Source organism: Haloechinothrix salitolerans (assembly GCF_042662605.1).
Taxonomy (GTDB): domain Bacteria; phylum Actinomycetota; class Actinomycetes; order Mycobacteriales; family Pseudonocardiaceae; genus Haloechinothrix_A; species Haloechinothrix_A salitolerans.
In genome coordinates, this window is sequence record NZ_JBHSXX010000001.1 from 64,944 (window position 1) to 88,203 (window position 23,260).

Sequence of the window (23,260 nt, forward strand, 5' to 3'; positions counted from 1 at the left end):
TGCCATCACCCGTCGGCCAAGGTTAGGCTCACCTAACAACAGGAGGAGCGCTATGACCAGCACCGTACGGAGACGGCCACCCGCACCCTCCCCCGAAACGAAAGCGAAGTCGATCGCCGCGTACCGCGCGCCAGCCCGGCTCGCGCCCGCGTCGGAGTCCGAGCTGACCGGCGCGATCACCGGCCAGGCGACCGGGTCAGTCGACGCGACGACACCTCGGTTCTGCCACGTGCACGACACGGGCGGCGCGAGCGTCCTGCTCGACGAGAACGATCCCCTCGTCGTCACGACGGCGACCGCGCGCGGCGGAGATCTGCCGGTGCTGCTCGAACTGACCGACATCGCGCCGGTCGGGTTGCGCGAGCGCACGCGGGGACTGCTGTGGATCACCGGGTGGCTGCGACTGCTGCCGTCGAAGGCGGCGCGCCACCGGGCGATCATGATCGCGGAGGAGCGCCCGGCCGCCGAACTGCTCGACGTAGGACACGGCGCGCGAATGGCGTGCCTGCATCCGTCGTCGTTGGTGCTCGCCGACAGCGATGGCACCCATCCGCTGCTGCCGCACCAGTTCGCCAAGGCGAAGCCCGACCCGTTCTGCGAGTACGAGCGTTACTGGCTGCGACACCTGGAAGGCGAGCACCCCGACGTCGTCACCGCGCTGGCCAGGCATGTCCCCGCCGAGCTACGAGACGGCAAAATCCGCCCGCTCAGCCTCGACCAGTACGGACTGCGGCTACGCGTCGAGTCGGATACCGGCGATCACGACGTCCGGCTGGCGTTCCGGAAACCCGCCGTCACGCCGCAGCAGCTCTCCGACGAGATGCGACGTCTTGTCGGCTGCCCGTTTCTCGCCGCGCACAGCGCGGCCCCCGGCGGCTGACGAACGCCACCGGGGGCCGCGGTGAATGACGCCTCCTAGCGCGAGGTCTTGGCCGTAGCCTTGGACCCGTCGCCGCCGTTCGGTTCGACGAGTCCTTCCTCGATCAGGTTCTGCGAGACATGCTCCGTGATCTCCTCACGTTGCTGCCTGCGCTGTATACGCAGCATGATCGCACGCTCCTGCCTGAGCTCCTTCAGCGTCGAGACACACATCGCGAGCATCACGACGCTGAACGGCAAGGCGATCACGATCGCCATCATCTGCAACGCGGCAAGCCCGCCTGCCAGCAGCAGCGCGATCGCCACGAGCCCCTCCATCGAGGCCCAGAACACACGGCTCCACGTCGGCGGCTCGGGGTCACCACCGGAGGCGAGCATGTCGACCACCAGCGAACCGGAGTCCGAGGACGTTACGAAGAACAGCACGATCAAGATGATCGTGATGCCGATGACGATCGTCCCGCCTGGCAGCCCATCCAGCACGGTGAACAGCGAGCCCTCCGTTGCCACCGTCGGGTCGCCGTCTTCGTTGAGGGTGACGAGACCGCCACCACCGAACAGCTCACGGAAGATGCCGGAGCCACCAAAGACGGTGAACCACAGGAACGACAACGCGGTGGGCACGAGCAGCACACCGGCGACGAACTCACGGATGGTGCGACCACGGGAGATCCGCGCGATGAACACACCGACGAAGGGGGCCCACGAGATCCACCAGCCCCAGTAGAACATCGCCCAGCTGCCCTGCCAGCTAGCGCCCGATGGGCCCTCGTTGGCGGTGGTGTCGAAGCTCAACTGCAGCAGGTTCTGCAGGTAGAGACCGATGTTCTCGACGAAGTCACGGAGCAGATAGAGCGTCGGCCCCGTGAACAACACGAAGAGCATGATCAATGCCGCGATCACCATGTTGGTGTTCGACAGGTACTTGATGCCTCGCTTGACACCCGTGACCACCGAGACGATCGCGACAAGGGTGATGGCGCCAATGAGAATGACGAGCAGCAGGTCGGTCGGCTCGTCAACGATCTCGAGGAAGCTCAGCCCAGACGCCACCTGGGTCACACCGAATCCGAGCGAGGTAGCCACGCCAAAGAGCGTGCCGACGATCGCCGCGATGTCGACGGCGTCACCGATCGGACCCTTCACCTTGTCCCCGAGCAGCGGCTGGAGCACCCAGCGAATGGAGATCGACTTGCCCTTCCGGTGCACCATGTAGGCGACCGCGAGACCGACGACCACGTAGATCGCCCACGGGTGAATGCCCCAGTGCAGGAAGGTCTGCACCATCGACTGCTCAGCGATGTCGACGTTGCTCACCGGACCACCGGTGGCATCGACACCGCCCTCGCCCGCGAATCGCGCGGCGTTGCTCTCGGCGTCCACTCCCAAGCTGGGCTTCGGGTTCGCGAAGTGGTTCAGCGGCTCCGCGACCCCCCAGAACACCAGGCCGATACCCATGCCCGCCGCGAAGAGCATCGCGAACCAGGAACCAAGACCGAACTCGGCTTCCTCGTCCTGCGGGGAAAGCTTGATGTCACCGTAGTGACCGAGCCCGACCCATAGTGAAAACACCACGAACAGCGAGACGATGATGGTGTAATACCAACCAACCTTCTCGACGATGAATGTCTGAACATTCGTGATGGTTTCGTTCGCCGTGTCTGGCGCGATCACCGCGAAGAGGACAAACCCTGCGATGATGACCGCTGACGGCCAGAACACCGGCCCATGAATTGCTTTATACCAAGGCTGCGGCCCGGCTGTGCCGGGCTCAGCAGCTGACGATTCCGCCACGAGACTTATCCTTCCTCTCGGCAGCTCGGGCTAATCCTCGTGCGTTGCAGCCCGGACGCTATACCGACGGAATAACAAATAGGTTGCTAAGCTGCGGTTTCACTGACTCCAATAGCATGAGCCGACCGCTGTCACCTCTCTGACCAGGCGTTACCTCCCTACCAGCGAACATGAAACAGTGTTAAGGAACTTCCGGAACTGGCTCAACCCAGCACCCGCACCGTCACACAGTGTGGTCACTGACGACGGACAGCGCAGGGCGATCATGGTTGAGATCGTCATCGTATTCGCCATCACGCTCGGCCTCTCCGCGTTACGCAGCCTCCTCTCGCTGGTGGAGTCGCTGCTCCGCGCCGGGGCGCTGTCCGACCAGCAGGTCGCGCTGCACCGTCCCCAGGCCGACATCGCCACGATCGACCTGCTCAAGCAGTTACTCGGCGCCGGGCAGCTGATCGCGTGGGGTGCGTTGGGGTTGTACCTGCTCTGGCGGGCCGGATTCTCACTCGCCAAGGTGGGACTCCCCGTTCGCATCGATGGCCGCGACATCGGGATCGGCGTCGCGCTCGCCGCGGTGATCGGCATTCCGGGACTGGCGTTGTACCTGGTCAGCTGGCAGCTGGGATTCAGCGTCGCCGTCGTGCCTTCGCTACTCGACGCGACGTGGTGGCGGCCGATCACGCTGACGCTGTCCGCCCTCGGCAACGCCTTCGCCGAAGAAGTCCTTCTCGTCGCATTCCTCCTCACGCGCCTGCGCCAACTCGGGTTGTCGGCGAACTCCTCGCTGCTGTTGTCATCGGTGCTTAGGGGTGCATATCACCTGTATCAAGGCGCCGCTGGCTTTTTCGGCAATGTGGTGATGGGACTCATCCTCGGCAGGGTCTGGCAGCGGACCAACCGGTTGTGGCCGCTCGTGCTGGCGCACTTCCTGCTGGATTTCGTCGCGTTCGTCGGATACGCACTGCTCAAGCCGCTTCTCCCCTGGCTGCCCTAACCCGCGATCGCGCGCTGCCGACCGCCGCACCGCGCGATTACGCTCGTCCCCGTGACGATCGACACCGAACGCCCCGTGGCCCGTGTGGACAGTGAAGTCGGGCGGCTGCGGACCGTGCTGCTGCACCGGCCCGGTGACGAGCTGAAACGGCTCACGCCACGCAACAACGACACGCTGCTGTTCGACTCAATCCCCTGGGTCGCTCGCGCGCAGGACGAGCACGACCAGTTCGCCGACGTCTTGCGCTCCCGAGGTGTCGAGGTGCTGCTGCTCACCGACATGCTGTGCACCGCGTTGGCGGAACCGGCTGCGCACGAGGCTGGCGTGCGGGCGGCCGTTGACCGCCGTAGGCTCGGCACCGACCTCGCCGACGTCGTCAGCTCCCATCTGTCCAGTGTGGACGCGGAGTCACTGGCGCACGCGCTCATCGCTGGCATGACATTCGAGGAGTTGCCCGCCGCCGAGGGCGCATCGCTGGTGCGCAAGATGAACCATCCGCACGACTTCGCCATCGATCCGCTGCCGAACCTGCTGTTCACCCGCGACTCGTCCGTGTGGATCGCGGACACGGCGGCGGTCGCCTCGCTGGCCATGCCCGCCCGGCGCAGGGAGACGTCGCTGCTCGACCTGATCTACGATCACCATCCACGCTTCGCGGACACCGAACTCGCGTACGGCTCACACCACGCACCGGTCGAGGGCGGCGACGTGCTGCTGCTGGCACCCGGCGTGCTCGCCATCGGCGTCGGGGAGCGCACGACGGCGGCGGGCGCCGAGTCGCTGGCGCGGTCGGTGTTCGCCGACGACCTCGCGCACACCGTCCTCGCCGTGCCGATCACGCAGCGCAGGGCCACGATGCACCTGGACACCGTGTGCACGATGGTCGACATCGACGCCGTCGTGATGTATCCGCTCGCACGCGACGAGCTGATCGCCTACACGCTCCGCGACGACAACGGCGGGCTGCGGGTGGACGGCCCAACGCCGTTTCTCACCGCGGCCGCCGACGCCATGGACATCGACCACCTTCGGGTGATCGACACCGGTCTCGACCCGGTCACCGCGGAACGCGAGCAATGGGACGACGGCAACAACACCCTGGCCATCGCGCCGGGAACGGTCGTCGGCTACGAGCGCAACGTCGAGACGAACGCGCGACTGGAGCAAGACGGCATCGAGGTGCTGCCGATCGCCGGGTCGGAACTCGGGTCGGGAAGAGGCGGCCCGCACTGTATGTCGTGCCCTATTTCGCGCGATTCTATTCCCTACCAAGGAAAGCCTAAGTGAATTGAGTGAACCCTTTCCTAAGTAAGTGCACACAAATTGACGCATCTCACTGAATCGCGGTGGAAATGCGTTCCGCGATCGGGTTAGTGTCGAAATATGACCACCAAAGAACCCCGTTCCAAGTTTTACGAGCTACTGCAGCAACAGGTCCAGAACGAGTTCACCGCGTCGCAGCAATACATCGCGCTCGCGGTGTGGTTCGACAAGGAAGACCTGCCGCGACTGGCCAAGCGCTTCTACGCGCAGGCTGTCGAGGAGCGCAATCACGCGCTCGCGATCGTTCAGTACCTGCTCGACACCGACCACCACGTCGAGATCCCTGGCACGGGGCAGGTCCGCAACGACTTCTCCGATCCGGTCGAGTTGATCGAGCTCGCGCTGGCCCAAGAGAAGGACGTCAAAAGCGACATCGAGACGCTGGCCAAGACGGCGCGCGGCGAGGACGACTACACCGGCGAGCAATTCATGCAGTGGTTCCTCAAGGAACAGGTCGAGGAGATCGCGCAGATGTCAACGCTGCTGAACATCGCCAAGCGCGCGCAGGGCAACATGTTCGAGGTGGAGAAGTTCCTCGACCGCGAGGACGATGGCGGCGGCGCCGATCCCACCATGCCCCCTGTCGCGGGCGGCGCGCTGTAAAACGCGACCGGCCCTTCTCCGCTAACGTGCCGCGGGCTGCTCTGGCATCTGTCAGGGCAGCCCGCAGTCCTGTTCATCGGCCACGAGCACGACTTCGCTGACCCGTTCGCCGTCGATGCCGAACACGTAATGGCCGCCCCGCCCTGTCGGGATCTCGTATAGCGCGGGGTCGTCGGCTTCGGTCGCGTCGTAGGTGCGTTCGAGCTCCTGGCGAGTCGAACCGGCGGCGATGCCTTCCGGTGTACTCGCCTTGTTCGCGAAGACGGCGGCAAGGCCCGCTCGCTCGGAGACGAGGATGTGACGCACCGCCTGATCGCCTTCGGCAAGCTGGTACCTGGTGCAGTCCTTCGGCGGCGGCATGTTCGGGTCCGCGAGCATGCCGGTCTGGCGCACCTCGTCGTACGACATGCCGAGCCGGAGCGATCGGTAGCCATCGGGACCGATCTCCATCGGCCGCGCCGAGGCATCACCGGGCGCGGGCAACATCCGCTCCCGCGTCGCCCCGTCAGGACCGGTCGCCATCGGAGTACCGCGCCGTGCTGGTCCCGATTCCGCGCGGGCCTCAGCTCCAGCCGTCCCTGGCGCGGACGTCGACGGCACGTCCTCAGCCAACGTCGTGCCATCTTCCGGCTGCGGCGGGCTCACCAGCACGAACCCACCGAGCAGCACACCAGCGACGGCGAGCGAGCCGCCAGTGGCGTAACCGACCTCGCGCCGCCTGCGCCGCCTGCGCGCGGCGGCCACGATCGTCTCCCGCGCCGATGCCGTCGGCCGCAGCGCGAACCGGTCATCGGACAATGACGTCCGGAGGCCGTCGGTGATGTCGGAGTCATCCTGCTGATTCACGTCCGGCCTCCTTTCATCCGTCGCTCTCGACCGGGTAGTCGACTTTTGTTCGAAGTGTCGATATTGCCTTACTTGCTTGGCTCTTTACCGTTCCCGTGCTGATTCCGAGCGCCTCCGCGATCTCGTTTTCGGAGAGTCCCTCGTAGTAACGCAGCACGATGACGGCACGTTGCCTCGGTGGCAGTTCCCGTACCGCACGGACGAGCGGTTCGTGCTCAAAAGGATCGGCCTCGGTATACCCGCGATGTTCCGGCGTTTCGGCGACCAACGTCTCTCGTTTGACGCGCCGCCACCTGCTGATGTGCGCGTTCGCCATCGACCGCCTGATGTAGGCGACCGGATCTGACGTCTTCCGCCTGATGCTCGGCCACTTCGAGCCGATCTTCTCAAGCACGGTCTGCACCAGATCGGACGCGTCGTGCGGGTTTCCGGTGAGTACGTAGCCGTAACGCAAGAGTCCAGGCAGTTCGGCCTCAACGAACTCCCCGAAGTCCGTGAGGTCGTTTCCCACCGAAGCCTCCTAGTCAGCGGAGCGTGAACTGACGGCCGATCAACCCGTCCCGTGCTCGTCGTTCCGCGGCGTCGAGCGGCTGATCCGCCAGACTGGCCAGCGCCTCCTCCAGCCGCGCGCCAAGCTGCTTCGTCGGCTCGATCCACTCCCGAGCGTGCGCGTCGGGGTCAAGATCCCACACCGGGACCAGCAGGCCGTGCGCCCGGAACGATCCCGCGTACCGGGAGTCCTCACCGAGCGCGAGCTCATCCCGCACCGACAGCCTCGCGAGTGCCTTGAGGACTTCGTTCTCGTCCTCCTGCCGCACCCAGCGCAGGTGCGCCTTTTCGCCAGCGTGCACCCAGTACGCGGCCGGGCCGATGCGCTCGGACGGCTGAATCGCCGCGTTCGCCCGCTCCAGCGAGAGCGCGACCTCACCGGTGGGCTCGGTGTCGGAGTCCATCCACCACGAGAAGTCCTCGTGCAGCTCCGGCTCAAGCTCGGCGTCCGGGACGAGCAGATCTTGCAGCCGCTCGTTCTCGCCCGGCTCGCTTGTGGTGTCCGGCGCCGCGAGCACCGCGCCCGGTTCCGCGTCGAGCACCCAGCGCAGCGAACGGCCGAGGTCCCTGCTGACGTCGGACGACCGGGTCTGCACCTGCAGGCCAACGAACCGCTCGCCGTCGGCGCGCACCATCGCGGCGGCGGCGCCGGGCAGCACGCTCGCCAGCGTGACCTCCTTGTCGCCCTCGGCGTCCACTGACTCGGCCAATGTCAGTTTCGCGGTCGCGGAGGGGACGAACTCCCGAAGCGCTATCAGCTCCGGCTCGGCGGCGAGTCCCTCGAACGGTCTGCCGACGAAGACATCCCGAACCTTGCGGCGCTTGTTCTCCGCCCTGCGCGTCGTCCGTGCCTTGCGGGAGCCCTTGCCCACGTCCGTCCTCCTCGGAAAGTCGTCATCACGATGGTGCTCGGGCAGGTCGCCCGTGCGTGACGCTACCCGGCGGCTACCTGCGCGCACTCGCTGGGCGCGTCGTTCGCAACTCCGGCTCGGGCGCCCCGCGCACGTCAACCACGCGAAACCGCCGCGGCGGACGTCGCGAACGCGGCGCGAGTAGCGCCATGACCCTGCGGATCACCAGCACCGTCAACACCGCGAGCACCGCGGCCGCGATGTTGGTGACCGCGGTCAGTGCCACGGCGTCAGCCTGTTGTTGCAGGCCGTCTCGCGTGCGCCAGATCGCTGTCAGCGCGACGAGTACGCCGTTGCAGACCCAGGCTGCCCACCATGCCAGTGCCAACCGGGACGGACGTGGCTTGCTGTGCCCGTTGCCGAGCGCGGCGTGCTCCAACTCGACGACGACCGGGCCGGTGAGCACGAGACACACCACCAGCACGCCGAGCGCGGCCACCGGCATCAGCGTCACCGCGACCCGTTCCACGGCGGGTACCACCGTCGCGACCAGCCATAACAGGCCGAGGACGAGCCCCACCGCCGGCCACGGCGCGAAGACCCGCAGGATGACACCGAGCAACGACCGGGGCGGATCGTAGCCGGATCGGTGCGCGGCGGCGGCACGGGCGAGCAGCAGCCACGCGAACGTGAGGATGACGGCGACGAGCGACAGCAGCGGCACCGTCGCCAGGTACAGCCACACGACGAGCGTGTCCGACGCCTGCACGATACCGGCGCTCAGTGCGGCGTCCCTGCTCCGCACCAGCAGCGCGTAACGCCACAACTCCGCGCACGCGGCGAGCGTGGTGAACGCAGCCAGCGCGAGCAGCGCGACGATCGCGCCGATACCGATAGTGCGCTGCGCTTCAGCGGGATCCTGCTTGGTGGTCGCGGTGCCAGGTACCCGCGTCGGCAACCGCCAGACCAGGTTGGGAAAGCCCCATTTCGGCGGCGCGGGATAGGACGGCGGTCCGGTGTACGGCTCCTGCCTCGGCGTGCGCCGGAGCGCGGGTGAGTGCGGTGTGAGCGCCACCCACCGGACGCCACCCCGCGCCGGGCCGGACACGGGAGGGCGCCGGCCGTGTCCCTGGTACTGCCAGGCACCGGACATGGCTCACAAGACCGTGGGTGCGACGTCCGGATGATCGGCGACCATGTCCCTGCCCTCGGTCTGCCATGACTTCATGCCACCGGCGACGTTGACCGCTTCGAAACCGTTGGCGTTGAGGAACGCCGTCGCCTGCTCGGAACGGCCTCCGGTGCGACAGACGACGTAGATCGGCTTGTCGTCGGGGAAATCGGCCAGCTCTCCCATGCGTGCTGGGACGTCCCGTAGCGGCATGTGCACCGCCTCGGGGGCATGGCCAGCCTGCCATTCATCGGGTTCGCGCACGTCGAGCAGCACAAGGTCGGATTCAGGCAGGTCCTTCACCGATGCGGTCGGTACGTCTTCTGCGAACAGCACACCTCGATGGTGCCACGGACCCGTGTTGCCTGCGCGTGAGCCGTGGCGTGGCGACCTCGGCGGCACGACGGGCTACCGACGGTGGCGGCCCTGGCCGTGGCCGAGTCGGATGCGCTCCTCGGCGCGGCCGTAACGCGGGATCGCGGCGTCGGTGACGAACCCGAGCCGGTCAGGGGCGTGCATTCGCAGCATGAAGTTGTTGACCGTCGCGCTCCCGGTGTTCCTGCTCGCGAGGCTGACAAGCGCGGCCGTGATAAACGCAGCTGGCACCGACAGCAGCGCGGGCCGCTCCAGGAGGACCGGCGCCCAGCCGCCCGTGTAATCGCTGGCGATATCCAGCCCGAGCGCGGTGAGCACCGCGACCCCGCCAACGAACATGCCCGCGGCAGCGCCCTTGGCGGTCAGCCCACGCCACCAGATGCCGAGCACGAGCACCGGGCAGAACGTCGATGCCGCCAGGGCGAACGCGATCGCGATGCCGTGCGCGATGTCCGGCTGCCTCGGCACGAGCGCGATGCCGAGCGCGGACAGCGCGAGCAACACGGCGGCGCTGCGGAAGTCGCGAACCCGCTCTGGCATCAAGTCGGCCGAGATCACGCCCGCGACGCTGTAGACCAGTCCGGACGTCGCCGCGAGGAACGCGGAGAACACACCGGCCACGATCACGGCCGCCAGGATTTGCCCGCCGATGCCAGGCAGCACGGACGTCGGAAGCAGCAACACGGCGGCGTCCTTCTCGCCGGTGACCAGCAATCGTGGCACGTACAGCCGTGACAACGCGCCAAGCAGCACCGGGAACAGGTAGAACAGTCCGATCAGCAGCACGACGTGCAGTGTGGTGCGCCGGGCCGCCCTGCCGTCCGGGTTGGTGTAGAAGCGAGCCAGGATGTGCGGCAAGCCCATCGTGCCCAGCATCAACGCCGTAAGCAGCGAGTACGTTCCAAGCAAGTCCCAGGTATCGCCACCGCCAGGTGCCAGCCAGTCGGCGTTGTCGGCGGGCGCGCCGACAACGACCGGTGTCGGGGTCCCCGCGTCGAACCGCAGTGTCGTACCAGCGGCGACATCGTGGCGAACCTCCGCGGACCACAACACCTCGCCCTTGGCGGGCGCGCCGTCGACGACGCCGTCCGCGTACAACGTCGTCGGCGTGCTGACCTGCAACTTAACCGGAGTGTCGACGGTGACCGTGGTGTCCTGCGGCAGGGTGGGCGGCGCGGCGTCGGCGAGGCCGGCGGCGGCGCCCTTACCCCCCGACCCGATGAACACCACGCACAGCACCAGCGTGGGCACGGCGATGGCGAACAGCTTCAACCAGTAGTGAAATGCCTGCGCCAGCGTCGTCGCCCGCATCCCGCCGCCGAGCACGGTCACCAGCACGACACCGATCACCGCGACCGGACCGGCCCAATCCGGCACCGGAAACAACGTCGTCACCGCGAGCTGGGCGCCCTGCAACTGCGGCACCATGTAGAGCAGCGCGATCAACACCGTGATCAGGCTGGCGAACCAGCGGATCCCCCTGGAGTCGAGCCTGGCCTCGACGAAGTCCGGCAGCGTGTACGCGCCGCTGCGCCGCAAGGGGGCAGCCACGAACAGCATCAGCACCAGGTAGCCGGCCGTGAAGCCGATCGGGTACCAGAGCGCGTCGGCGCCGTCGGTAAGGATCGCGCCAGCTATGCCGAGAAAAGAAGCAGCGCACAGGTACTCACCGGAAACCGCCGCCGCGTTGCGGCGTGACCGGACGGTGCGGCGCGCCATGTCGAAGTCCTGCGCCGCGTTGTGCAGGGTGGCCGATCGGCGACCGAGGTAGAAGGTAACGACCGCGACGAGCGCGACCGTTGCCGCCGCCGAGATCTCCCAACCTGTCATCGCCGTGTCAGTTCTGTCAGCTCTCGATCATGTCAACGAAGTCTCGCTCGTGCCGTTCGGACAACCGTTCGTAGGCGATCCCGAGGACGAACAACACCGGAGACACAAAGACTCCCAAAATTAGCCAGGCAATAGGGACACCCACAACGGTGAAGGACGCGAAGCCGGGCTGTTGCCAGAACAGCAGCGGTAGTCCCCCGAGCAACAGCACCATGATCGCGCCGAACGCGGTGCTCCAGCGCAGTAACGCCTTGATCAGATCCCTGATCAACATCTCGCCCCAGCTGGTCTGCTCGGCGAGCTCCATCCGCGAGCGCAACGACGGCACCGGCATTCCCTCAGGACCGCCGAGCACTACCCGCTTTCGCTTGGGCTTGGTCGGCTGGTCCAGCTCGCTTTTGGCTGCGAGGGCGTGCGGGGAACGCGTTCGACCGTCGCCCGCCGCACCGGTGGCATCGACGGCCTGCTTCTGCCGAGTGTCGGATCAGGGCTTCGTACCCGTCTGCGATGGGCTCCGTCGGACATCGCCGCTAACCGTTCCTCACGCCGCCGGTCAACCGATCCTTCAGCTCACGGGTGTGCCGCCGCGAGACCGGCAACACCTTCTGCCCGTTGCCGATGACGACCTGGTAGCCGCCCTGGCCCATCCGCAGCTCGGTGATCAGCCGCTGCGCGACCAGGTAGGAGCGGTGGATCCGGACGAAGCCCGCCTTGCCCCAGCGCTCCTCCAGTTGCGCGAGTGGGATACGAACCAGATGCGACGAGCCGTCGGTGGTGTAGAGCCGAGCGTAGTCGCCCTGCGCCTCGACCCACTGCACCTCCTTGCGCTGGACCAACTTGGTGGTGCCTGCCAGCTCGACCGGGATGACCTCGTTGTCGTCGCCCGGTACTACCTGCTCGGCGGCGCCGCTGTCCTCCGCGCGCTCCCGCAGCTTCTCGAGCACCCTGTCGATCGACTTGTCCAGCCTCGGCTGCTCGTACGGCTTGAGGATGTAGTCGACCGCGCCGAGGTCGAAGGCGTTGACCGCCTCATCGGTATGACCGCTGACGAACACCAACAGCGGCGCCGGGTTGAGCGCGGCGAACACGCGCGCCATCTCCATGCCGGTGAGACCGGGCATGTGGATGTCGGCGAACACGACGTCGACCGGCGGCAAGCCATTGGCCTTGCGCTCTTCCAGGATCGGATGGCCATAGGAGATGAAGCGCAGCGCCTCGGAAGCGTCCACCGCGTTGAAGATCTTGCCGACGTGCGGGTTGTTCTCCAACCGATGGGTCAGCATCTCCATGCCAGGCTCCTCGTCGTCAACAGCGAGGACGACGAGCCTCCGGGTGTTGTCATGCGTACTCACAGTAACAAGCATCCTGCCTAGTGCCGCGGACAATGTCCAGAGGGAATCTGGTGGTTTCGCACGGCGCGGTGCCTGCTCACCTACTGCCGCGTTCCGTTACAGCCCGAAGCGAGACCAGCTCGTCCGCTGCTCTATCGCGTGCAGCAGCGCGCTGACCCCAGCGGCCGCGGGCGCGCCAAGTCCCAGCTTCGCGAGCAGCGGTTTCTTCGGTTCGGCCACTGTGATCTCCGCGTCGGGGAACCGCTTGGCGACGACCTCGCGCAGCGTGCCGATGCCGTCGACGAGGCCCAGCTCCTCGGCTTTGCCGCCGAGCCAGACATCCCCGGTGAAGAGGTCGGCGTCATCGGCCAGCTTGCTGCCGCGCCGCTGTTTCACCCAGTCCGCGAAGAGCTGGTGTAGCTGCTCGTGCATGTCCTTGAGCCAGGCGACGTCGGCCGGGTTCTCCGGCTGGAACGGGTCGAGCCGCCGCTTGTTCTCGCCCGCGGTGTAGAGCCTGCGTTCGATCCCGAACCGCTCGATCAGTTCGGAGAATCCGAAGCCGCCGCTGACGACGCCAATCGAGCCCACCATCGACGTTCGATGCGCGTAGATCTCATCGGCGGCGCAGGCCAGCCAGTATCCGCCGGACGCGGCGACGTCCTCGCAGAACGCGAGCACCGGCACGCCCTTGTCCTCGGCTAGCTGGCGGACGCGCTCCGCGATCAAGCCGGACTGCGTCGGCGCGCCGCCCGGCGAGTTGATCAGCAGCGCGACGGCTTTCAACCTGTCGTGGCTGAAGGCTCGCAGCAACGCGGACTCGACGGAGTTGATGTTGAGCGTTCCCCTGCTGAACGGCGTGCTGTGCGGCGTGATCACGCCGTGCAGCTTCACTACGGAGACGACGTCGGACTTGTCGCCCCTGTCGGGAATCATGGGCAGCCTGGATGTCAGCTTGTCGGTGACGCTCATGGCGTCCAGCCTAGCCGCGAACCGCGTGGAATGAAGGGAGTCAGCGCACTCGCTGCGTCACGTCATCCGGTGCGGGCGGTGTGCGGGATCGCGTCGGCCTTGTCCGCTCCGTGGTGACCTGCTGTTGCGGCGGCAGTAATGGCGAGCCGGAGCCGTCCGTCTGCTCCTTCGGCGGGGTGTAGCTCGGCACGTCGGGTCGCGCGTTCGGGTGGAACTTCGGCACCCGTAGCGTGACCTTCATGCCCGCACCCTTCGCGGTCTCCACGATCAGCGGATAGTCGGGCCCGAACAGCTGCCGCATCCGGTGGTTGATGTTGCCGAGGCCGACGTGCGCTCCGGTGCGGTGGGAGTCGCGCAACTCCTCGAGCCGAGCTGGATCCATCCCGACGCCGTCGTCCTCCACGCTGATCAGCGCTTCGTTGCCCGCGTCCTCGGCGATGACGGTGATGGTGCCGCCCCCCGGTTTGCTGGCGAGGCCATGCTTGACGGCGTTCTCGACGAGGGGTTGCACGATCAGGAACGGCACGACGACCTGCAGCACCTCGGGTGCGATCTTGAGCCGAACGTTCAGCCTGCCGCCGAACCGGGCGGTTTCGATGGTGAGGTACCGGTCGATGTTGCGCAGTTCCTCGGCCAGCGTGGTGAACATGCCGGAGCTGCGGAACGAGTAGCGCGTGAAGTCCGCGAACTCCAGCAGCAGCTCGTTGGCCTCCTCCGGATCGGTGAGGATCATCGACGAGATGGTGTTCAGCGCGTTGTAGACGAAGTGCGGCGAGATCTGCGCGCGCAGCATCTTGATCTCGGCCTGTTGCAGCGCGCGCTTCGACTCCTCAAGGCTGGCCAGCTCGAACTGGGTGCGCACGAACTGCGCGACGGCGTCGGCCATGTGGATCAGCCGCTGTCCCCTGCTCCTGCCGACAACGATCAGCACAGCCTCGGTTTTGCCGTCCACGATCAGCGGCACGATCACGGCCGTGCGCATCCGGCAGGCGTTGCCCCGATCGCACGGCAGCTTCTCGTGCACGACGATCTCGCGGTGATTGCCCTCGCGCGCGGCGGCGATGTAGTCGACGAAGTCGACGTAGTGGTCGTTCGCCTCGCCGTCCCAGCTCTGCAGAATGCCGTCGGCGTCAGTAATGCCGATGGCAACGCAGCCGAGCAGGTCAAGCAAGTGCCGCGTGATCCGGTCGGCGGCCTCCTGGTCGAGACCTTCCCGCAAGTCCGGTGCCGCGAGCGAGAGCTGATGCACCGCACGCAGGACGGCGTCTTCGGTGGCTTTGCCAGGTCGGCGTGACCGGATATAGAGCCACACCGAGAAGATGACGGCCAGCACAGCCACGCCCCAAGGCACAAGCTGTGACAGCGACGTGTCGAACACGCCGTTAATGCTCGTTCAGTCACGCATCGTTGACAAGGCTCCCGCGGAGTGTTGCGTCCCGCTTTCGGTGCATTGTGTGCACTGAACGGGTCATTCGTGGCGGCCATTGCGGTGAAGACACCATGGGGACGCCCTCACGGACTGTTATCGAAGCAGCCGATCCATCCGGCGGTCCGACAGCGGCTTGCCCTTCGTCTGGCATGTCGGGCAGTACTGAAACGACTTGTCCGCGAACGACACCTCCCGCACGGTGTCGCCGCAAACCGGACACGGCAGTCCGGTGCGTCCGTGCACCCGCAATCCGGAGCGCTTCTCGCCTTTCAGCCTGGCAGCTTCTTGTCCGACCGAGCGCTCGACGGCGTCGGCGAGGATCTGCCGCATGGCGTCCGCGAGCCGCTCGAGCGACTCGGCATCGAGCTTGCCCGCCGTCGCGTACGGCGAAAGCTTCGCGAGATGCAGGATCTCATCCGAATAGGCATTACCTATTCCCGCCATGAGGGACTGGTCCGTTAGGGCGGTTTTCAACCGCGCGGTGCTGTTTCCCAAGATGCCCGCGAGATCATCGCGGCCGAGCGAGAGTGCGTCGGGGCCAAGCCGCGCCACGCTCTCGACATCTGACGGGTCGGCGACGACCCAGACCGCGAGCCCCTTCTTGGTGCCGGCCTCGGTGAGGTCGAAACCGGGTCCGGCCAGGTGCACCCGCAACGCGATCGGCCCTCTGCCCGGTTTCGGCGGGGCCTGCGGCAGCGAGTCCGACCAACGCAGCCAGCCCGCCCGCGCGAGGTGAATCACCAGGTGCAGGCCGTCCGCGACGACGTCGAGGTGTTTTCCGTGGCGAGCGACGTCGGTGACGGTGCGGCCGACGAGGTCCGTCACCGGCGGGTCGTACGTCTTGAGCGCCGCGAGCGAGGCGACGTCGACGCGAGTGACCTCCCGCCCGACGCCGTGCTCGCGCAGGTAGTGGACGAGCGCCGCGACCTCGGGAAGTTCCGGCATGGCTACTCGACCGGCCGCAGCGGGCCCTCGAACTCCGGAATCGAATGCTGCTCGATCGACTGCTTCGCCCGCGACATCTCGGTGCGCACCTTGATCATGCCGCGCACGGTGCCCACCCAGCGTTCGGACGGCTTCTCCGTGTCGGGGTCACCGTCGGTCTCGGCGACCACCTTCCACGGTCGGCGCAGCACCCATCGCAACGGGAAGAACAACGCGAACAGCGCGATCGTTAGCACCACCCAGCTTGGCACGATCACGTCCGCCGGACGCCACGCGACAAGCACGATGACGAACACCGTGATCACGGCGATCATGACCGCCGCGGGGACGTACCCGCCAGCGACGTCGTGCTCGAAGTCGTCCGCCGTGGCGGGCGTGCGCCATTCCAGCTCACTCCGCAGGGTCCACGTGCGTCCGTCAGCGCCGTTTACCTGACGATCCATCGCCGCTCCCGTCGCGATCGGTCATCAACCCTCACGGGTACCCAACGTTACCGTGTGAGCACACGCTGGCGCGAGTGTCGGCCACGAGTTGGTAGCACCACGGTCAGGTATCGCGCGGCTGTGGCACGGGTGGGTGGTGCACACTCGCCACGGTGGGTGAGGATCGTGATATGCCGCCCGCACGACCCACCACCCACAGCCTCGCCATGGGACCGCATCCCACGGAGGAACTCCCGCGCGCGACCGGCGCGCCAGCGATGAACGACGCGCCCACGTTATCCGTGGGACTGCCGCATGCCGAGGGCCTGCCATCAGCGGCTGAGTGGGAACGTCTTGAACGCGGCGTCGCGCAGCGGGTGCGGGCACTCGACGCCTTCCTCTCCGACGTCTATGGCGATACGGCGGACGCCAGGGTGCTCGCCGACGGTGTACTGCCGCGACGGTTGGTCACCACGAGCGCGCGGTTCCGCAGGGAAGCGGTCGGTATCTCCCAACCAGTGCGCGTTGTCGTCGCCAGCGTCGATGTCGTCCGTGACGAGCACGGTACCTTCAGGGCGATCGCGGACGACCTGAGTTGCCCCGCGTGGCCCGCGCACGTGGCGCCGCACCTGCTCCGGGCACTGCGTGCGGTGACACGAGTGGCCGATCCCGTCGTGCTCGCACTCGCGCCAAGCCACTCAGCACTCGCCAGGCAGCCCGGCGTGACGACCGTTGCCGGGCGAGGCCTTGTGTGCCGGGAAAACACCGTCTACCACGATAACCGCAGGGTGGACGTGCTGTACCGGACCGTCGCGGACGACCTGCTCGACCCGCTGCACTTCCAGCCCGACTCCGCGCATGGCGTCTCGGGCCTACTCAACGCGGCACGCGCGGGATCCGTGACGCTGGCCAACGCCGCGGGTAACGGACTCGGCGAGGACCCACTTATCCACAGGTTCGTGCCAAGGCTCGTCGAGTACTACCTCGGCGAGCACCCCATCCTGCCCGTAGTGGACAAGGAAACTGTCCACACCACGCATTTCCTCCCCGTCAACGCTGCTCATCAGCGCTTTCCCGACTTATCCACAGCACCATCCACAGCCGATATGTCGCCCGTGAGCCTGCGACTGTTCGCGGTCAACGATGGTGTCTCGGTCACCGTGCTATCCGACGCCGTGGGGATAACCGATCTATCCACAAGCAACATTCCACAGCGCGGCAGCACTGTGGAAACCACGGTGCTGTGGTGAGCTGGCAACTGCGTGTAGTGCACCGCACCGGGTACCACTACACCCTCCCGGCGACGACGTCCTACAACGAGGCGCGGCTGACCCCACGCTCGGAGCGTGGGCAAACCGTCGTCGCCAGCAGGCTCGACACCACCCCCGCCACACGCGAGTATCGCTACACCGATTACTGGGGCACCGTGGTCAGCGCGTTCGATCTACACGAGCCGCACACGGAGTTCAGCGTCGTCGCGACATCCGTAGTCACGACCAGCGGCCCGGTCTCACCCGTCCGAACGCACACCTGGGCGGACCTGTACCGACCCGACGTCATCGACGCCTACGCCGAGTACTTGCAACCCACCGCGTACACACCACGGGATGCCCAACTCGATCAGATGGCGCACAGGCTCTCCGCGCGTACCTCTCCGGCCGACGCCGTATTCGCGCTCACGCACTGGGCGCGAGAGCAGCTGACATACCGGCCGGGCAGCACCGGGGTCCACAGCTCGGCGAGCGACGCCTGGGCGGCGCGTGAAGGCGTGTGCCAGGACTACGCCCACGTCGCGCTGGTGATGCTGCGCGCGATCGGCATTCCCGCGAGGTACGTGTCGGGCTACCTCTACGGCGAACCGCGCGCGGAACCGGGCCGGACGGTGCGCGGCGAAAGCCACGCGTGGGTTGAGGTGTGGACGGGCGGATGGTGGGCGTACGACCCGACCAACGCACTCGCGGTCGGCGCGCGACACGTGTCGGTCGCGCGCGGCAGGGACTACGCCGACGTCACCCCGCTCAAAGGCGTGTTCACCGGCGGCGGGACGTCGACCCTTGACGTCGCCGTGCACCTGACGCGCCTCGGCTGAACGACGAAGCCGGAACACCACCCCGTCTGAGGATCACGGGCAAGAGTCGTACCAGTAGTACTCGTAGGACTCGTAGCGTCCGTTGTCGTAATAGTACTCGTACACCTCGTAGCCCTCGCCGTCGGTGTAGGAGAACTCGTGCACCTCACGCCGGTTGCGCCGCTCGTTGTACGTGTCGGTGTAGTAGTAGTCGTCAACGCACTTCTCGTAGGACGAACGTCCAGGACCTGGGCCCTGGTTTGGCGACGTACTAGGCGACGTGTCCGACGTAGCCGGTGGCTTCTCGTCGCTGGGCGGCGCCGACCGTTTGGACGGTTCCGTCCGTGGCGGCGGTTCGGTCGACCGCGGCCCACCGGGCCTCTTCGACGGCGCGTCCGGCGTCACCTTGGTCCGAGGTTTCGCGCCCCCAGCCACGTCGACGTGCGACTTCTCCTGCTCCGGCAGCGCGGTCGCCGGTTCTGGTGACGGCAGTGTCGACTCTGGCGTCGGCGACGCCTGCTGGAGCGGCCGATCGTCGCGCTCCCGCGTACGCCGTGTCTCGTGCGTGCTCGACTCGCCGTCCCGCGTCCGAGACGCGTCCGGAACCGGGTAGCCGTTGTCCGGTCCACGCTCCAACGACGGTTCACTGTCGGAAGTGGTCTGGGAAATGCCCTGTTCACCGACGAGTCCGAAGTACTCGCCCGCGTATTCGGTCATCGCGGGGCCGACCGAGAAGCCGAACACCCCAGCGGCCGCGGTCGACGCCACCGCGATGCCGACCTTCACCTTGGCACTGGTGAAGGCTGTCTTCACCGCACCGGACCAACTCGCCGACGCCCCCGATGTGGCCGCCGCACCGGTGGCGCCCGCCGCACCGGTGGTACCTGCCGCACCCGCATCAGTCGCGGCGGCGACACCGGCGACCGCGATGCCGTTCGCGTTGGCGCGCAATGAGAAGCAGACATCACGCAGTTCATCGTGGGTCGCGCGGCAGCGGGCGCAGCTCGCGAGGTGCGCGCTGATGCGGTCCGCCTCGGCTCCGGTGACGCTGCCAGCCGTGTAGCCGCCGAGCTTCTCCAAGACCGACCGGCAGCCACCTTCGCTTCTGGTAGTGGCGAGGTGAGCCTGCAGATACGCGGCGCGCAGCCCGAGCCGAGCGCGGCGGGCGAGCGCCGCGGTCGCGTTCGGGCTCAGCCCGATCTGCGGCGCGACGACGGCGGGCTTCGCACCCTCAACTTCGGTCTGCCACAACACAGTGCGCCAGCGCTCCGGCAGGCTGGTGAACGCCTTCGTGATCAACGAGTGCTCGGCGGCACGGGACGGGTTGGACTCGGCCGCGCCCGCGCGGCTGGTCAGTTCGTCATCGGTGACTGGAACGTCCTGGACCGCGCCTTTCCACTCCCACGACACCCGCCGGGCGACCGTGAGCAGGTAAGCACGGATGTTGTCCGTCGGACCGCTGCCTCGCTTCACGGCGCGCAACACCCGGAAGAACGTCTCCGCGGTGATGTCTTCCGCTTCGTTGCGATCTTTCGCCAGGCCGAGCGCCAGCCTGCGCACCGCGGGCGCGTGTTCCTCGAACAGTTCGCTGAAGGCAGCGTCCTGTCCCTCCCGCAGTCGGCGGAGCAGCGCTGGCTCGTCGATCGCCTGCGTCATCCGGCCAGGTACCTCCTCGCCGATCATCGATCGGCCGACACCAAAGGGCCTACCCTACGGAGTGACGGAACTGTTCCGTCACGCACAGTGTGACGTTAACGCCGACTGAGCGTGACGATTTTACGCCAGAGGCAACGTTGTGCCACCTACGATCGTGGTACGCCAAATGTACGTTCCGTGATATCCAGGTTGACGGCCAAATGGCGGTGCGACCCCCTGACTCACCAGGAGGCACGAACGTATAGACTCGTTCCTACGCCGCGCGTTATAGCGCGATGCGGACGTAGCGCAGCTGGTAGCGCATCACCTTGCCAAGGTGAGGGTCGCGGGTTCGAGTCCCGTCGTCCGCTCAGCCAACTCCCCGAACCCCCAGAGTTCGGGGAGTTTTCGTGCGCCGGCCGACTGCCAGCGGCAGCATGCGCGAAGTCCACCCGGTACCGCCGTTCGGTTTCCAGCGGATCACTTCCATCCAGGCACCCAACACACCGCCACGCTGCTTGACATGCAACCACTTGGCTGCATAAGGTAAAGGCAACCAAACGGTTGCATATAAGAGGTGGTGCGGATGGACGAGGTCTTCAAGGCACTGGCCGACCCCAGCCGCCGCCGACTGCTGGACACCCTGAACGCCCACAACGGTCAGACACTGCGGGAGCTATGTGCCGGGATGGAGATGACGCGGCAGTCGGTGAGTAAGCACCTCGCCGTACTCGAAGCCGCCAACGTCGTCACGACGACCTGGCGCGGCAGGGAGAAGCTGCACTACCTCAACGCGGCGCCGATCAACGCGATCGCCGAACGCTGGATCGACCAGTACGACCGCGAGCGAGTTCGTGCGCTCGCGGACCTACAACACGCATTGGAGCGCAAACCGATGAGCAAGTCCGAATTCGTCTACACCACCTACATCAAGACCACGCCGGAGCAGCTATGGCAGGCCTTGACCGATCCCGCGTTCACCCGCCGCTACTGGGGCGTCACATTCGACACCGACTGGCGAGTCGGCTCGACGATGACCTGGGAGGAAGGCGGCAACGTCACCGCGGATCCGGAGCAGGTCGTGCTCGAGTCGGAGCCGTACCGGCGACTCTCCTACACCTGGCACACGGTGACACCGGAGTGGGCGAAGGCCGTCGGCATCAGCGATGACATTTACAAGCAGGCGGCGGACGAAGGCCGCTCCAAGGTGACGTTCGAGATCGAACCGCTCGGCGATCTGACCAAGCTGACCGTCGTCCACGACGACTTCGACAAGGACAGCACCATGCTCGCCATGCTCAGCCAGGGGTGGCCGGGGCTGCTGTCCAGCTTGAAGACCCTGCTGGAGACGGGCGACCCGCTGCCACAACCAACGACGTCCGGAAGCTGACACCGCGAGCCAGATCACCCGCAAGGGCAGTGTCACGCGCGTCACGCTCAATGTTACGTTCCGGTCACGATACGCCGGGATGTCTGCGGCCTGTTGTCGCTCAGTTCTGACCTGTTCGCAGGCCGTTCACCTGGCTGACGACACGCGACGCGCATGGAGTGATGTGGTATCTGGAAGCTCGGGACGAAATCGAAGCGAGCACCCCGGCCATCTCCGGAAGACCGGGCTGGTTTCTTCGACGACTATCCCCGGTTCTTCGACACGAGCAACACCTACGCCTACCGGGACAGGCTGAACCTGCGGCATGAGGCGATCATCGCGGCGAACCGTGACGTCCTAGATGGCGCGCGGGTACTCGACATCGCCAGCCACGACGGCCGGTGGTCGTTCGCCGCGTTGCGGGCAGGTGCCACGCACGTCACCGGCATCGAGGCACGCAAGGAACTCGTGAAGGGCGCCGAGGACAACTTCGCCCACTACGACGTCGATCCAACCACCTACCGGTTCGTCTGCGGGGATGTGTTCGACGCCCTCACCACGGAGGGCCTCGACGTCGACGTGGTGATGTGCCTGGGCTTCCTGTACCACACCCTGCGATACAACGAGCTGTTCACGCACATCAGGGCGCTACGGCCCCGCCACCTGATCGTCGACACGAACGTAATGCCAGACCAAGACAAGCCGGTTGTCCGGCTCGTCCGCGACAAGACAGCGAAACAGCAAAACGCCGCGGCCGACGCCTTCTCGCATAACGGGCAGGCGCTCGTCGGCAAGCCGTCGGCGCCCGCTGTCCGGTTCATGCAAGAAACCTACGACTTCGAAGTCGAGGACATCTACGACTGGCATAATCTGCTCGCCGCACGTCCTGGCGTCGAAGGATTAGCCGACTACCGCAAGGACCAACGCGTCACCATGCGCAGCAGGCTGGCGGCCTGAGTCACGCGGCGTCGGTGGGCCACCGGTCCCGCCGACGCCGCTGCTCCCGTCTTGGAGCCCCGTGCGCAGCTACGGAAAGTCGCAGGCATTATCACTAGGGTGACGAGTCGGAAACTGCTGCGCGTCTACGTCGATGAAACGGGCGACCGGGGCACAAGCACCAGATCCTCACCCTTCTTCGCCTTTGCTGCCGTGATCGTGGCAGACGAGAACGAAACCGCGCTGCGGAAAGCGATGACGCATCTGCGTACCACGCTAAGAACCCCAAGCGGCGCAGCCTTGCACTGGAACAAACACGTCAAGACGTTCTCCCGCAGACAGCACGTCACCAGCACGCTGGCCGTTCTACGGCAAGTCAGCGTGGTGTACGTCATGGTCGACAAGGCAGCCATACCGGCCGGTTCCGGAATGCTCGACGATCACGTTCTGTTCTACAACTTCGCAGCGGGCCTCGTTCTGGAACGAGCGGTACTCGCCGCACGCCACTGGCCAGGCGGCCAGCACGAAGCCATTGTCCGATTCGGACATGTTCGCGGTTTCGACCATGCCACCAGCCGCGACTACTTCGATCGAAAGCGAACAGCCAGCGCAACAGCAAACCTGCCATGGGGATGTCTGAAATCGATCCACTTCAGCGACCAGGCATCGTGGGATGGTCTACAAGCGGCGGATCAATACGCGGGGATGCTTCACGCCGCTTTCCACCCCGACGAGTTCGGCGGCTACGAATCCGCTCACTTCCTTGCCATCCGACATCAGCTCCGGCGTAGTCCTCGCGGCAAAGCGTGGGGATGGGGTTTCAAATTTCTCGGGAATGGCGCGGCGGTGACTCGCCTACCGTGGTGGCCGCATACGGGCCTCTGAACTGGAAGAGGCCTCCGAGGGGGTCCGGGGTGCATCAACCGGGAATCCGGAGGGTCTGG

23 protein-coding genes and 1 tRNA gene are annotated in these 23,260 nt (G+C 66.4%); 10 read left to right on the forward strand and 14 right to left on the reverse strand.

Features of this window, described 5'->3' with window-relative positions; genetic code table 11:
• Positions 1-52 precede the first annotated feature (52 nt).
• A complete protein-coding gene (locus ACFQGD_RS00280; RefSeq protein WP_345391931.1) occupies positions 53-880 on the forward strand; it encodes a DUF2470 domain-containing protein in 828 nt (275 codons plus the stop codon).
• Between the two features lie 35 nt (positions 881-915).
• On the opposite strand, the gene ACFQGD_RS00285 is transcribed toward ACFQGD_RS00280, so the two are convergent.
• Positions 916-2,682 (reverse strand): BCCT family transporter, encoded by a 1,767-nt coding sequence (locus ACFQGD_RS00285; RefSeq protein ID WP_390183441.1) that lies wholly within the window; start codon positions 2,680-2,682, stop codon positions 916-918.
• 169 nt (positions 2,683-2,851) lie between these two features.
• Between ACFQGD_RS00285 and ACFQGD_RS00290 the strand changes: the two genes are divergently transcribed.
• The 3 genes from ACFQGD_RS00290 to ACFQGD_RS00300 all read left to right on the forward strand — a co-directional run bounded on the left by ACFQGD_RS00290 (position 2,852) and on the right by ACFQGD_RS00300 (position 5,590).
• A complete protein-coding gene (locus ACFQGD_RS00290; protein ID WP_390183409.1) occupies positions 2,852-3,664 on the forward strand; it encodes a CPBP family intramembrane glutamic endopeptidase in 813 nt (270 codons plus the stop codon).
• An 84-nt stretch (positions 3,665-3,748) separates the two neighbouring features.
• Positions 3,749-4,951 (forward strand): arginine deiminase, encoded by a 1,203-nt coding sequence (locus ACFQGD_RS00295; protein WP_345392451.1) that lies wholly within the window; start codon positions 3,749-3,751, stop codon positions 4,949-4,951.
• A gap of 96 nt (positions 4,952-5,047) precedes the next feature.
• Complete coding sequence (locus ACFQGD_RS00300) at positions 5,048-5,590, forward strand: ferritin (RefSeq protein WP_345391934.1); 543 nt, start codon at positions 5,048-5,050, stop codon at positions 5,588-5,590.
• 51 nt (positions 5,591-5,641) lie between these two features.
• On the opposite strand, the gene ACFQGD_RS00305 is transcribed toward ACFQGD_RS00300, so the two are convergent.
• The 12 genes from ACFQGD_RS00305 to ACFQGD_RS00360 form a co-directional block, all read right to left on the reverse strand.
• Entirely contained in the window at positions 5,642-6,436 is a 795-nt protein-coding gene (locus tag ACFQGD_RS00305) for a hypothetical protein (RefSeq protein ID WP_345391937.1), read from the reverse strand.
• A 13-nt stretch (positions 6,437-6,449) separates the two neighbouring features.
• Complete coding sequence (locus ACFQGD_RS00310) at positions 6,450-6,947, reverse strand: SigE family RNA polymerase sigma factor (RefSeq protein ID WP_345391940.1); 498 nt, start codon at positions 6,945-6,947, stop codon at positions 6,450-6,452.
• Positions 6,948-6,960: 13 nt separating this feature from the next.
• Positions 6,961-7,857 carry a DUF5926 family protein gene (locus ACFQGD_RS00315; RefSeq protein ID WP_345391943.1) on the reverse strand — a complete coding sequence of 299 codons (897 nt, stop codon included), beginning with the start codon at positions 7,855-7,857 and terminating at the stop codon, positions 6,961-6,963.
• Positions 7,858-7,930: 73 nt separating this feature from the next.
• The gene (locus tag ACFQGD_RS00320) at positions 7,931-8,911 is read right to left on the reverse strand and encodes a DUF4328 domain-containing protein (RefSeq protein ID WP_345391946.1); all 981 of its coding nucleotides are present in this window, start codon (positions 8,909-8,911) and stop codon (positions 7,931-7,933) included.
• Between the two features lie 81 nt (positions 8,912-8,992).
• Complete coding sequence (locus tag ACFQGD_RS00325; RefSeq protein ID WP_345391949.1) at positions 8,993-9,343, reverse strand: rhodanese-like domain-containing protein; 351 nt, start codon at positions 9,341-9,343, stop codon at positions 8,993-8,995.
• A gap of 72 nt (positions 9,344-9,415) precedes the next feature.
• Positions 9,416-11,212 (reverse strand): sodium/solute symporter, encoded by a 1,797-nt coding sequence (locus ACFQGD_RS00330; protein ID WP_345391952.1) that lies wholly within the window; start codon positions 11,210-11,212, stop codon positions 9,416-9,418.
• Between the two features lie 16 nt (positions 11,213-11,228).
• Positions 11,229-11,540: a hypothetical protein gene (locus ACFQGD_RS00335; RefSeq protein ID WP_345391955.1), complete on the reverse strand. Its 312-nt coding sequence runs from the start codon at positions 11,538-11,540 to the stop codon at positions 11,229-11,231.
• Positions 11,541-11,742: 202 nt separating this feature from the next.
• On the reverse strand, positions 11,743-12,576 hold the full coding sequence (locus tag ACFQGD_RS00340) for a LytR/AlgR family response regulator transcription factor (RefSeq protein ID WP_345391957.1): 834 nt from the start codon (positions 12,574-12,576) through the stop codon (positions 11,743-11,745).
• Between the two features lie 84 nt (positions 12,577-12,660).
• Positions 12,661-13,512: a S49 family peptidase gene (locus tag ACFQGD_RS00345; RefSeq protein WP_345391960.1), complete on the reverse strand. Its 852-nt coding sequence runs from the start codon at positions 13,510-13,512 to the stop codon at positions 12,661-12,663.
• Positions 13,513-13,552: 40 nt separating this feature from the next.
• Positions 13,553-14,899: a histidine kinase gene (locus tag ACFQGD_RS00350; RefSeq protein WP_390183440.1), complete on the reverse strand. Its 1,347-nt coding sequence runs from the start codon at positions 14,897-14,899 to the stop codon at positions 13,553-13,555.
• A gap of 135 nt (positions 14,900-15,034) precedes the next feature.
• Positions 15,035-15,886, reverse strand: coding sequence for an Fpg/Nei family DNA glycosylase (locus ACFQGD_RS00355; RefSeq protein WP_345391966.1), 852 nt, complete (start codon positions 15,884-15,886; stop codon positions 15,035-15,037).
• Between the two features lie 2 nt (positions 15,887-15,888).
• Positions 15,889-16,329 carry a DUF983 domain-containing protein gene (locus tag ACFQGD_RS00360; protein WP_345391969.1) on the reverse strand — a complete coding sequence of 147 codons (441 nt, stop codon included), beginning with the start codon at positions 16,327-16,329 and terminating at the stop codon, positions 15,889-15,891.
• Positions 16,330-16,481: 152 nt separating this feature from the next.
• Between ACFQGD_RS00360 and ACFQGD_RS00365 the strand changes: the two genes are divergently transcribed.
• Positions 16,482-17,558 (forward strand): circularly permuted type 2 ATP-grasp protein, encoded by a 1,077-nt coding sequence (locus ACFQGD_RS00365; RefSeq protein WP_345391971.1) that lies wholly within the window; start codon positions 16,482-16,484, stop codon positions 17,556-17,558.
• Positions 17,555-18,397 carry a transglutaminase family protein gene (locus ACFQGD_RS00370; protein ID WP_345391974.1) on the forward strand — a complete coding sequence of 281 codons (843 nt, stop codon included), beginning with the start codon at positions 17,555-17,557 and terminating at the stop codon, positions 18,395-18,397. The genes ACFQGD_RS00365 and ACFQGD_RS00370 overlap by 4 nt, the downstream gene beginning before the upstream one ends.
• Before the next feature lie 33 nt (positions 18,398-18,430).
• On the opposite strand, the gene ACFQGD_RS00375 is transcribed toward ACFQGD_RS00370, so the two are convergent.
• Positions 18,431-20,032: a sigma-70 family RNA polymerase sigma factor gene (locus tag ACFQGD_RS00375; RefSeq protein WP_345391977.1), complete on the reverse strand. Its 1,602-nt coding sequence runs from the start codon at positions 20,030-20,032 to the stop codon at positions 18,431-18,433.
• Between the two features lie 277 nt (positions 20,033-20,309).
• Between ACFQGD_RS00375 and ACFQGD_RS00380 the strand changes: the two genes are divergently transcribed.
• The 4 genes from ACFQGD_RS00380 (at position 20,310) to ACFQGD_RS00395 (ending at position 23,201) form a co-directional block, all read left to right on the forward strand.
• Positions 20,310-20,382: transfer RNA gene (locus ACFQGD_RS00380), tRNA-Gly, on the forward strand.
• Positions 20,383-20,597: 215 nt separating this feature from the next.
• Entirely contained in the window at positions 20,598-21,401 is an 804-nt protein-coding gene (locus tag ACFQGD_RS00385; RefSeq protein ID WP_345391981.1) for an ArsR/SmtB family transcription factor, read from the forward strand.
• 360 nt (positions 21,402-21,761) lie between these two features.
• The gene (locus ACFQGD_RS00390) at positions 21,762-22,337 is read left to right on the forward strand and encodes a methyltransferase domain-containing protein (RefSeq protein ID WP_390221139.1); all 576 of its coding nucleotides are present in this window, start codon (positions 21,762-21,764) and stop codon (positions 22,335-22,337) included.
• A gap of 99 nt (positions 22,338-22,436) precedes the next feature.
• Positions 22,437-23,201: a DUF3800 domain-containing protein gene (locus ACFQGD_RS00395; RefSeq protein WP_345391984.1), complete on the forward strand. Its 765-nt coding sequence runs from the start codon at positions 22,437-22,439 to the stop codon at positions 23,199-23,201.
• The last annotated feature ends 59 nt before the right edge of the window (positions 23,202-23,260 follow it).

Bases quoted from the DNA above. Each gene is read 5' to 3' on its own strand.
- ACFQGD_RS00280 (WP_345391931.1), top strand. From the start codon at position 53: ATGACCAGCACCGTACGGAGACGGCCACCCGCACCCTCCCCCGAAACG.
- ACFQGD_RS00300 (WP_345391934.1), top strand. From the start codon at position 5,048: ATGACCACCAAAGAACCCCGTTCCAAGTTTTACGAGCTACTGCAGCAA.
- ACFQGD_RS00330 (WP_345391952.1), bottom strand. From the start codon at position 11,212: ATGACAGGTTGGGAGATCTCGGCGGCGGCAACGGTCGCGCTCGTCGCG.
- ACFQGD_RS00340 (WP_345391957.1), bottom strand. From the start codon at position 12,576: ATGCTTGTTACTGTGAGTACGCATGACAACACCCGGAGGCTCGTCGTC.
- ACFQGD_RS00345 (WP_345391960.1), bottom strand. From the start codon at position 13,512: ATGAGCGTCACCGACAAGCTGACATCCAGGCTGCCCATGATTCCCGAC.
- ACFQGD_RS00355 (WP_345391966.1), bottom strand. From the start codon at position 15,886: ATGCCGGAACTTCCCGAGGTCGCGGCGCTCGTCCACTACCTGCGCGAG.
- ACFQGD_RS00360 (WP_345391969.1), bottom strand. From the start codon at position 16,329: ATGGATCGTCAGGTAAACGGCGCTGACGGACGCACGTGGACCCTGCGG.
- ACFQGD_RS00375 (WP_345391977.1), bottom strand. From the start codon at position 20,032: ATGACGCAGGCGATCGACGAGCCAGCGCTGCTCCGCCGACTGCGGGAG.
- ACFQGD_RS00385 (WP_345391981.1), top strand. From the start codon at position 20,598: ATGGACGAGGTCTTCAAGGCACTGGCCGACCCCAGCCGCCGCCGACTG.